The 11,522-nt window shown below is 59.8% G+C and carries 13 protein-coding genes; 6 read left to right on the forward strand and 7 right to left on the reverse strand.

Annotation, left to right across the window (positions count from 1 at the left end; genetic code table 11):
• Window positions 1–817: 817 nt before the first annotated feature.
• From tnpA to AB7245_RS32315, 5 genes are all read left to right on the forward strand, one after another.
• A complete protein-coding gene (gene tnpA / locus AB7245_RS32295; protein WP_063980519.1) occupies window positions 818–1,249 on the forward strand; it encodes an IS66-like element accessory protein TnpA in 432 nt (143 codons plus the stop codon).
• Complete coding sequence (gene tnpB / locus AB7245_RS32300; RefSeq protein ID WP_063980520.1) at window positions 1,246–1,602, forward strand: IS66 family insertion sequence element accessory protein TnpB; 357 nt, start codon at window positions 1,246–1,248, stop codon at window positions 1,600–1,602. The genes tnpA and tnpB overlap by 4 nt, the downstream gene beginning before the upstream one ends.
• A 122-nt stretch (window positions 1,603–1,724) precedes the next feature.
• Entirely contained in the window at window positions 1,725–3,203 is a 1,479-nt protein-coding gene (tnpC, locus tag AB7245_RS32305) for an IS66 family transposase (protein ID WP_063986009.1), read from the forward strand.
• Window positions 3,204–3,250: 47 nt separating this feature from the next.
• Window positions 3,251–3,448, forward strand: coding sequence for a hypothetical protein (locus AB7245_RS32310; RefSeq protein WP_244623477.1), 198 nt, complete (start codon window positions 3,251–3,253; stop codon window positions 3,446–3,448).
• 131 nt (window positions 3,449–3,579) lie between these two features.
• Window positions 3,580–3,777: a hypothetical protein gene (locus AB7245_RS32315; RefSeq protein ID WP_063986200.1), complete on the forward strand. Its 198-nt coding sequence runs from the start codon at window positions 3,580–3,582 to the stop codon at window positions 3,775–3,777.
• A 545-nt stretch (window positions 3,778–4,322) separates the two neighbouring features.
• Here the strand turns inward: AB7245_RS32315 and AB7245_RS32320 are convergent.
• Window positions 4,323–5,411: a transglycosylase gene (locus AB7245_RS32320; RefSeq protein ID WP_439035400.1), complete on the reverse strand. Its 1,089-nt coding sequence runs from the start codon at window positions 5,409–5,411 to the stop codon at window positions 4,323–4,325.
• Between the two features lie 313 nt (window positions 5,412–5,724).
• Here AB7245_RS32320 and AB7245_RS32325 point away from each other — a divergent pair, with 313 nt between their 5' ends.
• Window positions 5,725–7,002 (forward strand): L,D-transpeptidase, encoded by a 1,278-nt coding sequence (locus AB7245_RS32325; protein ID WP_354102878.1) that lies wholly within the window; start codon window positions 5,725–5,727, stop codon window positions 7,000–7,002.
• 273 nt (window positions 7,003–7,275) lie between these two features.
• On the opposite strand, the gene AB7245_RS32330 is transcribed toward AB7245_RS32325, so the two are convergent.
• The 6 genes from AB7245_RS32330 to AB7245_RS32355 all read right to left on the reverse strand — a co-directional run bounded on the left by AB7245_RS32330 (window position 7,276) and on the right by AB7245_RS32355 (window position 11,420).
• Window positions 7,276–7,539 carry a hypothetical protein gene (locus AB7245_RS32330; RefSeq protein ID WP_084795033.1) on the reverse strand — a complete coding sequence of 88 codons (264 nt, stop codon included), beginning with the start codon at window positions 7,537–7,539 and terminating at the stop codon, window positions 7,276–7,278.
• A gap of 188 nt (window positions 7,540–7,727) precedes the next feature.
• Window positions 7,728–8,438, reverse strand: a complete 711-nt coding sequence (locus AB7245_RS32335) for a potassium channel family protein (protein WP_135217039.1) — start codon at window positions 8,436–8,438, stop codon at window positions 7,728–7,730.
• A 238-nt stretch (window positions 8,439–8,676) separates the two neighbouring features.
• Complete coding sequence (locus tag AB7245_RS32340) at window positions 8,677–8,961, reverse strand: response regulator (protein ID WP_439035401.1); 285 nt, start codon at window positions 8,959–8,961, stop codon at window positions 8,677–8,679.
• Between the two features lie 123 nt (window positions 8,962–9,084).
• Window positions 9,085–9,723, reverse strand: a complete 639-nt coding sequence (locus AB7245_RS32345) for a response regulator transcription factor (RefSeq protein ID WP_063981920.1) — start codon at window positions 9,721–9,723, stop codon at window positions 9,085–9,087.
• Between the two features lie 334 nt (window positions 9,724–10,057).
• Window positions 10,058–10,342 (reverse strand): hypothetical protein, encoded by a 285-nt coding sequence (locus AB7245_RS32350; protein ID WP_135217041.1) that lies wholly within the window; start codon window positions 10,340–10,342, stop codon window positions 10,058–10,060.
• A 694-nt stretch (window positions 10,343–11,036) separates the two neighbouring features.
• On the reverse strand, window positions 11,037–11,420 hold the full coding sequence (locus tag AB7245_RS32355; protein ID WP_063981918.1) for a response regulator transcription factor: 384 nt from the start codon (window positions 11,418–11,420) through the stop codon (window positions 11,037–11,039).
• Window positions 11,421–11,522: the final 102 nt, after the last annotated feature.

An 11,522-nucleotide genomic window follows, 5' to 3' on the forward strand; every position in this document is an offset into this window, starting at 1 on the left:
GATTGTCTAACAACGCGCTTTTTAGATCTCTCACAGAGCCCTAGGCCCCCAAGATCGGCGGCAGCGCGCTCGGCCCCGGGGCGGGCGCAAGTCCTCGCCGGGGCCGCTTAAACGTTGGATGATCGAGGACGGGGACGCGGAGCAGGAGCGACAACGTGGTTTGCAACTAGGCCGCCGATGGGCGGCGAATGGTCCGGCGCATGTGCGTGCGACAAGGCTCGAAGCTTGAACTCGGGATCTAGCCGGGGGTAAAATGACGCCGACTTGGTACGTTACCTTTGAAGCTCAGAAGCGTGGCATCCTGCCAAAAAGCCGCAGCCCTCGCGGGACAAAGACGTTTGCAACAGAACATGAAGCAAAGGCGTTCGCTATAACGAGGCTAGGTGGTTTGGCGCTATTTGCCGGCACGATCAATCCGCATTCTCCCAAACAACTTATTCCATCGTCGCGCGTCCATACTTGGCTCTATGGGGAACAGGTGGAAGGCGGCGGGTCGTAGAAATTACGGTGTCGGAGTCGAATGGGTGCCGGCTTGACGTGCATCCAGACAAGCCTTAATTGGCGGCGACGGCGGCAGGCGGACTAGACCCCAGCGTCTCAGTAAACGGCCCGATAACCGCAAATCTCCATCATCGGCCCGACTAGCGCATAATCATCATCACGAACTCACACAGAGCCGTCGCTGACCTCAACCCGGCGACGGCCGTTTTGTTGGTTGCACTGATGGACTATCGTAAGCGTCGTTCCGCTCCCACCTTTTCGGGGCAGATGGGATAGGCGAGTTTCACGATCTCTTTGAAGGGATCGGTTTGTGTCTATGTTTGACCATACGCTTAAGTCGGATGTAACGGCGCGCCGGCTGGAAGTGATCACGGAGACGGGACGACGTCGTTGGTTCTCCAAGGACGACAAGGCCCGGATTGTCGAGGAGACGCTGGTACCAGGCGCGGTCGTTTCCGAGATTGCCCGGCGACACGGGCTGACCCCACAACAAGTGTTCACTTGGCGCCGGCAAGCGCGCCGGCAGCCGGCGCCGATGGCTAACGATCCGCAGTTTGTACCTGCGGTGGTAGACGCCATGGCGCCGGTCGCGGTTGCGGGCCGTGAGCGCAAGACAGCGCGACGGAAGGCCAAGCCGGATGTTGGGGGCATCGAGATCGAAGCCGAAGGCGTCACTATCCGGGTCGGCCAAGGCGCGGACGTGGCGATGATTGCGGCCATCGTCCATGCGTTGAAGGCAAGCCGGTGATCGGCCCGTCCGGCACTGTCCGGGTGATGGTGGCAACCAAGCCAGTCGACTTCCGCAAGGGAATGGAAGGGCTTGCTATGTTGGTACGCGAGCACATGAAGGCCGATCCGTTCTCGGGTGCTGTTTATGTCTTCCGTGCCAAGCGCGCGGACCGGATCAAGCTGATCTTCTGGGATGGTACGGGTTTGTGCCTGTTCGCCAAGCGGCTCGAGGAAGGCGTCTTCCGCTGGCCGAAGATCGAGGATGGCGTGATGCGTTTGTCAGCGGCAGAATTGTCGGCGCTGCTCGAAGGGCTCGATTGGCGGCGTGTCCACGCGGCACGGGAGACGGTCGTCCCGACGCAAGCCGGATAATTGTGGGCCGCGCTGCGGCGAAGTGAATCAGAGGCATCGAGTACGTCGTCAGGCGGGCGCGAATATGCTCTGATTTGCCCGTGAGCGATAACCTTCCTGATGATCCCGAGACGCTGAAGGCGATGCTGCTTGCCGAGCGGCACGAGAGCGAGCGGCTGCGCCAGATCATCAAGGAATTGCAGCGTCATCGCTTTGGCCGGAGGGCGGAGTCGCTTCCTGAGGAACAGATGCTGCTGGGCCTCGAGGACGTCGAGCAGGTCGCGGCCTCTGCCGAGGCCGGTCAGGACGAGACCGCCCCGGAAGGTCGGGCGGAACGGGCGCGCAAGCGCCGCGTCAACCGCGGGGCACTGCCGGCGCATCTGCCGCGGATCGAGGTCGTCGTCGACATCGACGACAAGACCTGCCCCTGCTGCCAGGGCGAACTGCATCGGATCGGTGAAGACAAGAGCGAGCGGCTGGACATGGTGCCGGCGCAGTTCCGCGTTGTCGTTACCCGGCGTCCCAAATACGCCTGTCGTGCCTGCGAGGATGGTGTCGTGCAGGCCGAGGCTCCGGCCCGGCTGATCGAGGGCGGCCTGCCGACCGAGGCCACGGTCGCCCAGGTTCTGGTGTCCAAATATGCCGATCATCTGCCGCTCTACCGGCAGGCCCAGATCTATGCCCGCCAGGGCATCGCTCTCGATCGATCGACGCTGGCGGACTGGGTTGGGCATGCCGCCTTCCACCTGCGCTCGCTGCATGAGCGCCTTCTCACGATGCTTCGAGCGAGGTCCAAGCTGTTCGCCGACGAGACGACGGTGCCGGTGCTCGATCCCGGTCGAGGGCGCACCAAGACCGGCCAGCTCTGGGCCTATGCCGCCGACGACAGGCCCTGGGGCGGCCTCGATCCGCCCGGCATCGCCTATGTCTATGCACCCGACCGCAAGGCCGAGCGGTTGTTCAGCCATCTTGCCGGCTACAAGGGCGTCCTGCAGGTCGATGGCTACACCGCCTATCCAAAGCTTGCCGAGCGCGGCGAGGTCGAGCTCGCCTTCTGCTGGGTGCACATGCGGCGCAACTTCTACGAACTCGCGACGGCGGGCCCCGCGCCGATCGCAAGCGAGGCGCTGAAGCACATTGCCGCATTCTACGCGATCGAGAAGGAGATCCGCGGCCGCAGCCCGGAGGAGCGCCGTCTCGTGCGTCAGCAGAAAAGCCGACCGCTGGCCGATGCCTTCGAGGCTTGGCTACGCGCCAAGCTGGCTCTCATCAGCCAGAAGATCAAGCTCGCCGCCGCCATCCGCTACGCTCTCTCGCGCTGGCAGGGGCTGACGCGCTTCATCGATGACGGTCGCATCGAGCTCGACAACAATACGGTCGAACGATCGATCCGCGGCATCAAGCTCAGTCGCAAGAACGCGCTGTTTGCCGGATCCGACGGTGGTGCCGAACACTGGGCGGTCGTCGCGTCCCTGGTCGAGACCTGCAAGCTCAACGACGTCGATCCGCTTGCCTATCTCACCGACGTCCTGACCAGGATCGTCAGTGGTCATCCGAACCGCGACATCGACCAGCTATTGCCTTGGGCCTACCGCACTCAGTTCCTCAAAGCCGTGGCCTGATAACGACGCTTACGGACTATCGAGCTTTCACGAACGACAGTCTCACGATGATGTACGAGAGCATTCGGGGGGCTCTCGCGTCGGACGACGCTCAGAAGGCTGCCGGTGAACAGCCTCGCTTCAAGGTTCGTGAAACATCAGATTGGAAGGCGCACGCGGCAAATCTAGAAACCGAAATGCTGCGACGAGGCATGTTCTTCGAGATCATCGATTGGTCCGAAGATCAGGCACAACTGCCCCTCTAAAGGCGCGTCCTGGATTTTTGCAGTGCATCCTGTTCGATAGCGCCCCAAGTACCAATAGCCTTCTCACGAAATTGGCTACAATGTTCCTCGCGCCACTGCAACTGGTAGGCCGGCTATTCGAGGACCGGTCCATGAAGGACATGACAACGCAATTAGAGAAGCTGCGAGTGGATGCGGCGGAATGCGCTTTGATCCGGGACCTTGCTACGGACCCCAAGAAGCGCGAGCTTTTCGCTCGCTTGGCTGACCATCTTCAAGTGCTCGCGGCCGAAGTGGAGAGCGCCGTTGGCGCAGGTCGAAACCCGAACGCACCCGACGGCGCGAAATAGATCCCATTAGCATCATCTCACCCCAGCCTTATCAGAGCGAGGACGGCGCAAGCGAGCCTGCACCAGCGTGTTACTTAGGAGCATTCTTCGTAGGGGCTTTGGCGAAAACAAGCATGCTTTCCGGCATATTTCCTCCCCTTTGGGTTGCCCGCTCCCTTGGCCGGACCATTTAGACGAAGCAGCTTCGATCATTTCTCGAACGCCCGCGATTTCGCACCGGGCAAGCCTCGGATCTGTGCGGCGTTCGGGATGCCGACTGCCGACGCGTTGCGGGTCGGATACATCAACAAAGTTCTTCCGCCCATCCCCGCTAACAGCAGACATCCTCAGAAGCAGTCGGCAGGTCTGAAAAGGAGCCACAAGCAGACATCGGCACCGGATCGATCACCTCGTTCGCGCTCAGTAGGAACGATCCGAGCGTCGTTGACGACGTAAAGTGCGTCAGCGCGACCATTGAGCGATGAGCGGCACCACATGCCGCCGCGGCGGTGAGGCCCCGCTCGGCCCGCGGGTGCGGCAACTCCTGCCAACCACTCAACGGAAATTTACTGGTGCGCTCGTTCGGCGGCGGCGGTCGCGGTGCCCATGTATTTCGATTGGAAATGAGCAACCCGCTCGCGCCACATTCCGACGAACGCCTCCGACGTCAGCTTCTCTACCGATTTCCACGCCTCTTTGACGGCTGGAAGCGTATTGCCCCAGATCGCGCGCCTGCACCATTTTTCGCCCTTCTCCCTACCTTCGCTGGTGGCGCACATCGATTTCCAGGCGATGCGATTGGGTTGACTGAGGTGCTCCGCGGCGCCTTCCCAGCCCTGCTGATGGATCAAGTAAAGATCGTTCAAGTCCGACTTCCTGTGCGTCACCCACTCGAACAGAATGCCTTCGGTGATGACCTTGTAGGCTGCCGCAACGGCATTATCGCGGGGATTAAGAATGTCTCCGGAGCCGAACTTTCTGAACTCGTATTTGCTCAGCTGGAACAGCCCGATATACGACCCGGTGCGTTGCTTGGGGTCGAAACCGGACTCGACCTTGGCCACCGCCTTCATGAAAGTGAAATCCAGACCGAAAGCGTCGGACGCGCGCTTGATCTCTTCCACCGGCGTTCCGACCGGGATGTCCTTGAACGAACGCAAGACGATCGCCGCCGGCTTCTCGGCAGGCGGCAGTTCGGACCAGACATAACAAATGAGATACCGGAAATCCTGCGGCCCCTTGCTGGAGGCACCGCCGGGTGCATCGCACATTGTCGGCGCCGGTTGGGCGACATAACGGTGACCCAAGTCCACCGATTCCTGCACAGGCGGTAAATCGGCCGACGGCATCTGCGACGGATCGGGCAACGCGGCCACGACGATCGAGTCCGGCTTATCTGATGCCGCCGTCGTGTCGGTGGTCATCCCTGCCGCGGATTCATCGGCCGTCGCCACTTCGGCGTTCGCGACAGCGGCGTTCGCGACAACGGTGTTAGCGACAACGGTGTTAGCGACAACGGCGTTGTCCATTGCGATTGCCTGCGGTTCATCCGCGAGCCTGGCGTTGGCGGCGAAAGATGCTGCGCGGTCCTCGATTGGCACTGCGCGGGTGTTCTCGGTGCCGGCCGAACCGAAGCCAGCCAGCCAGTGATCCACCCCGCGAGAACGACCGTTCCGCAAAAGGTCGGCGCCACTATCGTAAATCGCCGCGGGTTCATGATGCTGTCGCCTCCATAGGCTCCGCCGGAGCCGTGTAGAAAAGCCAAGCATGCGAAGAGCCTCATTCTTGGGATCAATGTGCGTTGCGCAATGGCGGAAACGGCCGCTCGTCGATATTTCCAAAGCATGTTGCCCGATTGCAACGCGTCGACCGCAAGCCATTGTGCCCGCCTCAACGGCAACTCGCACTGTAATCGTGAGTACGGTCCCATTTTCGACCCACTGCGACCAGATTTGGAGGAGAGGCTTGATGCGCTGTCAGGATGACGCATCAGGCGTCGGCTTCGCGCATCGTCTCGAAAAGAGGAATTGCGCCTATTGGGACCGGGCGATGCTCGTTAAGAAATTACCAGCAATGCGGCGCACGATAGCAACTGCTGTATTCGCCATTTCCATGCTCCCTCCGGGGATCGCACACGCTCAATTTCTGTTTGGACCCCAACACACGTTCTGGCGAAGCCAATACGCTCCGTACAAGCACAAGCACCACCACCGGCAGAGAAACTCTGAAACGCCAAAGAGCGCTCGGCCGGAGCCCCTTCCGAAGGGCCCGCTCCAGATCATCATCTCGATAGCAGACCAACGGGTCTCGCTTTTTGACAACGGGGTGCTGATTGCACGCTCTTCGGTGTCCACGGGAATGGAGGGGCATCCGACGCCCCTCGGTGTGTTCAGCGTCATCAGCAAACAACGATGGCACCGTTCAAATATTTATAGCGCCGCCCCCATGCCCTACATGCAACGCATCACCTGGTCAGGGATAGCGTTGCACGCCGGTGTCGTGCCTGGGCATCCAGCGTCACACGGCTGCATCCGTTTGAACAACGATTTCGCCGTTCGACTCTGGCACCTCACGAAGCGCGGCACGCGCGTGATCATTGCGCATGGTGATGTCCAGCCGGTCGAGATAACCAATCCGCATCTATTTCAACCGAAAGCCGCGTCCGGTTCGTCCGAACTCCAGAGTGCCACCGTCGCAACCAAGAGCATCGGTGCAGCCGCGGCAACGCAGGGAACACTGGTGTCAAACGCCGAGACTCCAGAAGCCGCCAATCTCCAGGTGCCGGGCTCGGCTCCCGCCGCAAGCGCGCCTAAAAAGATTGTCCCGATCTCCATCTTCGTCAGTCGTAAGTTGAGCAAGCTGTTCGTGCGTCAGGGCTTCACGCCCTTGTTTGATGTCCCGGTCAAGATCGAAAATCCGGAGGAGCCGCTGGGAACGCACGTGTTTACCGCAATGGAATTCCAGAAGGAGGGAACGGCTATGCGCTGGAGCGTCGTGTCGATTCCAGAGGAATTGCCCCGTAGATCCGAGGCTGCCACAAAAGGGCGAGAAGCGCCCGCGAAGCAACCCGTGTCGGGACCGTTACCCGACAAAGCCAACGCTGCGCTCAACCGCATCGAAATGCCACAGGATACGGTTGAGAAGATCTCTGAACTCCTGACGCCGGCCTCTTCGTTGATTGTTTCCGAGTACGGAATTAGCCACGAGACGGGAAAAGATACGGATTTTATCGTGGTAACGCATTGATGCAGCGACGCGACCCGCCAACAAGGCGACGCTGCTGCGCAACCGCTGAATTGTTCGACCGCAATTCTGCTGCAACTTGATGTCCGCACCTAAGCCAAAGGGGCGCGAGGTGCGTTCTGAGTCACGCGATTTCCGCAAATGGGCCGGCAACCAGCTTGGCGGATAGCCTCAAACACTGATCTGGCTGCCGATACGCGTGTCGTTTGGTGCAGAGTCGGGACTATGGGAACAAGAGCGCCGGCCTGGGTGACCAAGCGTCCACAGGCAAGACCTTTACCGCCTCGCCCCCACGCGATTGACTCCACCATTCATATTGCCACCAGCGTTGTGACGGACCGCAGCGCGCGCCACCGGGCGAGGCCTGAGTACGACGCCCGCCCGGGCAACACAACCAGCTGGGTACTCAGTGTATTGACAGTAGACCACTGCACTGGCGGGCGCTGGATTGAGCGTGAGACCGGCAAGGCCCAGGAGGGCGCTAGCAGCAATCCCGCTAACAGTCGCTGACTTGATCGAAAGACGCTTCTTGGAATGCATGGTGCGGGTCTTCCTTTTTCGTGCCTGCGCAACAGATGCACGGACGCCATCTCCGGTGCGGCTGCACGCAGCGTGTCCGCCAAAGGAGCGCCGGCGTTGACATAGATCAACCGAGTGTTTGCCTAGCGACGCGGGGAACCTCACAGGACGCGAGTGCAGCGCACACGTGTCGGTGCAGCTCCTGCGGCTCAGGCGGTAGGGGTGGGCTTACGCGCCGAGCCGGTGCTGCTGAGCTCGAGGGTAACGAGCCTCGCCAGAAGGGTCGCCGGATAAAGCTGACCGATCACGCTCTCGATGTTGCAGAGACTTCGTGCCAAGGGATGTACCGGAACGATGTCTCCATACCCGGTTGATGTAAGTGTGACAAAGCTCATGTAAAAAAGCGATGCGGCGACCGAATGATCGTCCTCGAAAGCTATTCCCTTGATTGCGTCGGGAGCCGCCAGCCCTACAAACAGGAACAGCGTTGCAAAGGCCACCGCAATTAAAAGGTACAGAAGGATCGCTCCGATAATTCGGTGATATGTAACGAGACCTCGCCTGAATACGGCCTGAAGCACGACAACACCTAACGTGCAGGCGATGACCAGCCATGCGCCGGCCAAAATGTGAAGGTGGTACGGTACTGGGTAGTAAATGCGCAGGAAGAATACGGCGACGTTGAAAACGAGCGCGAGCGACATCAGAACGAGAGCAGTCGGATTGTTGGAGATGATCACCATGCTGACGATGATCGCTAGCAACAGGCCATCCGCAAACAGGTGAAAGGCGGTAATGCCCATTGCTTGTAGCGGGGCGAAGACAAAAATCAGTAATGCCAGCACTCCCGTGAGCACCGAGAGCAGCCAGTCAATGCGTTCTCCGCGCAAACGGCGCAGCTCGCTTACGGGCGTCTTCATCGATGTTCCTAAGGCCTGGCGCTGACCGCAGCGCTGCACCTTTGTACAATTCAGGACGAAAGTTCAGTCTCGTTGACCTAGATCAAGGGAACGGGAGCAAGCCCAGGCGCGCTCAGTGAATGGGTTAGTGGCCTGCCGCAGCCTGTTTGAGCGGCTCGATCAGCTCGTGCGCTGAGAACGGCTTAGTTAGAAATGCGACGCATCCGGACCGCAGTGCGGCCTCGCGAACGGAAGGAATCTAATTGCCGGTGATGAAAATGACGGGGACCGCAACGCCGTTGGCTTTGAGTTGATGCCGGAGGTCGATCCCCGACCCCCCGTTGAGGTTGATGTCCAAGATGATGCAGAGTGCGTTGGCGATGTCGGCGTGCTGCTCCAGCTCTTCGGCAGACGAGAAGAGGATTGGTTTGAAGCCATGCTGGCATAGCAGCCGATTGAGGGCTCGCAGCATTCCGGGATCGTCATCGACCACCAAAACAGGGTCGCTTCTTGGATTGCGCTCCGATGACAAGCGGGAGCGCACCGGCTCTCTCAGTCACCGATGGTAGCCGCTGGCGACCCAGTGATGACGAGAACCAATAGGCATTCGGGAGTCTGACACAAGTGTCCCATAGGCCAATAACTTGAAAAATGGTTGAGAATTGGCCTAGGCCATAGGTCCGCTATTAGGCTTATCGCCAATGACACCGACTCGTTCAGCAACCGCCACAAGTTCAGCCAAGGTCCGAACCTGCATTTTCTCCATGACCTGCTGGCGGTGGGCCTTGATGGTGCGTTCGGTCGTACCCAAGATGCTGCCGATCTGCTTATTGGTCTTACCGGCAACGATGAGTTCAAATACTTGCCGCTCCCTCGGCGTTAGTTTGGCGATGAGGGCGCGAACAACATCCAGCCTGGACTGTTGCTCGCGGAAGCCTCGGTGGCGTGCGAACGCCCGTTCAATTGCAGTAAGAAGGCCGTCGGACGTTACCGGCTTTGTCAGGAAATCCTCCGCGCCCTCCTTTAGGGCGCGCACCGTGAGCGGAATATCGACATGACCGCTGACGAATATGATCGGCAGCGTCGAACCGAGTTCGTTTAATCGCTTTTGCAGTGCTGGACCGTCGATGCCAGGTATCCGTACGTCGAGGAGGATGCAGCTCGGAACACTGTCGCTCGGCAGTCGGTCCAGCAACGCCTGTGCTGACGCATAGACCGCGACCTCATAACCGGCGTGCTTCAAATGACGCTCCATCGCCGTCAGAAAGGACGGATCGTCGTCAACAATATGCACAAGCCCCTGCACCGGTCCCCTTTCGTTGCAAAGAGGGTACCGGGCAATTCAAAGTGTGTAAGTATCGTTTAACGCTCATTTGGGGCATGGCTGATCTGTCAGTCCGAACGCGACTATGCAGTTTGTGCCAACCCGATGCCTCGCTGACTGCCGTCCCGTCGCCTGACGTGATGACAATGACCCGGCGATGCTGCCGGCAACCTTGCCCAGACCGGAGTTACAGGCTGTGTACCCCAGCGGCTGGCCTCCGTTGCGTTTGGGTCCCGCATTCGCGCAATTCAGCACTGGGGTCCTCTGAGGGGCGTGTGTATGTGGGGGGACCGCGCGACGGCAGCATTTGAAGACATTAGCATTTTTGGTTTTCCGAGTTGCGTTTCGGAGACGATTTGCCCGGTGTTTCGCGCGCTGACCTCATGAGAACCGCAATGTCGTACTTCGAAATTGCGAAGCTGTTCGGATCGACCGGCGCGGCGAGCGGGGCTCGATCAGCCGCCGCATGAGCCATTTCGCGGAATTGCTGCCGCTCAAGGCGCAGCGCCGCCCGCAAGCCCGCTTGGAAAAACCGTTCGCGCTGGGATGGGTTGAGCCGCGCCCAGCCCCGCATCGTTGCCTCGAACAGATCACGCGGCATCTCGCGGCCTTTCAAAAACGAGAATTCAGCAAATGAAACTCAAAAATCGAGAATTGCAAAGATGCTGATCGTTGACGACCGGCGGCACTGGTGGAGGAAATCCGGCCGGGGGCGCGACAGTCCGCGCCAGCGTGTCATCACCGAGACAGTCATGCCATTACGTCGCTCACCGGGGCAAAGCAGACATCCGCCGCAAGGCCGGGTCGTCCGATCTTGACCCCAAGCGGTCGTTTGATTTGAATCAACACAAACTAACTGGCATCTCCTTTCTTGCTTGCCTGATGGGGCAGTCAGAGCACAAGAGATTCAAGCTCACGCCTGCGGTTCGTCGCGCGATGATCGCGACCAATGACCAGAAAGTGTTCGCACTTATGGGCCGAACGGCAGCGCTTGGAAGAGCGAGCGCAATGGCGTCTCGCCGCGCGTGCTCTGGAAACTCCTCGCGAACGAACTGATCGAGGACGAGCCACAGACGGCCGTCACGACGGCTGCATCCACAACCATCCGCACGCGCCTGAGTAAGGTTGGGCTGATCATTTTGAAAGCGAGCTTAGACGGGAAAGCATGAGGCGGCCAAAGATCATAGGCCAACGTCCTCAATCTAGTAAGTAACGCACGGAGGGACCCCCCGGACGATCAACGGCCATCCGGCGTATGTTGGCACTCACCATCGCACCGGCCACGGCTCACGCGATCATGTGTCCTCTGCCGGACGCTGGCGAACGCGCTGTAGGTACTGCGCCAGTGCCGTAGCGGAGAATGGCTTGGTGAGAAACGCGAGGCAGCCGGATCGATGCGCTGCCTCGCGAAGGACGGGTTGGTCGTTTCCCGTCATGAAGATGATAGGCACCGAGACGTTTGCCGCCTTGAGACGGTGAGCGACCTCGATGCCGGAAACCTCGCCGATATTGATGTCCAGCAGGATGCAGGCGGCTTTGTCAAAATCGTCGTGCTTGGTGAAAGTTTCCGCCGAGGGAAACAATAAACTGGTATAGCCGAGGGACCGCAGCAGTCGCCCCAAGCTTTGCAATAGCGTGACGTCGTCATCAACGACGTAAACACAGTTTCCCTGCGACATGCGTTTGCTCCATTTTCATGGTTCCCGCCACAGACGTACTTTTTCCTCGGTGTGCCAACGTCCAAATGGACCATCAGTTTCGATTCCGACGGCTTGGAACTC

The sequence above is a fragment of the Bradyrhizobium sp. 604_D8_N2_3 genome (assembly GCF_051810765.1).
Lineage (GTDB): Bacteria > Pseudomonadota > Alphaproteobacteria > Rhizobiales > Xanthobacteraceae > Bradyrhizobium > Bradyrhizobium barranii.

Coding starts and splice junctions, on each gene's coding strand:
- tnpA (WP_063980519.1), top strand. CDS start 818: ATGTTTGACCATACGCTTAAGTCGGATGTAACGGCGCGCCGGCTGGAA.
- tnpC (WP_063986009.1), top strand. CDS start 1,725: ATGCTGCTTGCCGAGCGGCACGAGAGCGAGCGGCTGCGCCAGATCATC.
- AB7245_RS32310 (WP_244623477.1), top strand. CDS start 3,251: ATGATGTACGAGAGCATTCGGGGGGCTCTCGCGTCGGACGACGCTCAG.
- AB7245_RS32315 (WP_063986200.1), top strand. CDS start 3,580: ATGAAGGACATGACAACGCAATTAGAGAAGCTGCGAGTGGATGCGGCG.
- AB7245_RS32325 (WP_354102878.1), top strand. CDS start 5,725: ATGCGCTGTCAGGATGACGCATCAGGCGTCGGCTTCGCGCATCGTCTC.
- AB7245_RS32330 (WP_084795033.1), bottom strand. CDS start 7,539: ATGCATTCCAAGAAGCGTCTTTCGATCAAGTCAGCGACTGTTAGCGGG.
- AB7245_RS32335 (WP_135217039.1), bottom strand. CDS start 8,438: ATGAAGACGCCCGTAAGCGAGCTGCGCCGTTTGCGCGGAGAACGCATT.
- AB7245_RS32350 (WP_135217041.1), bottom strand. CDS start 10,342: ATGCCGCGTGATCTGTTCGAGGCAACGATGCGGGGCTGGGCGCGGCTC.
- AB7245_RS32355 (WP_063981918.1), bottom strand. CDS start 11,420: ATGTCGCAGGGAAACTGTGTTTACGTCGTTGATGACGACGTCACGCTA.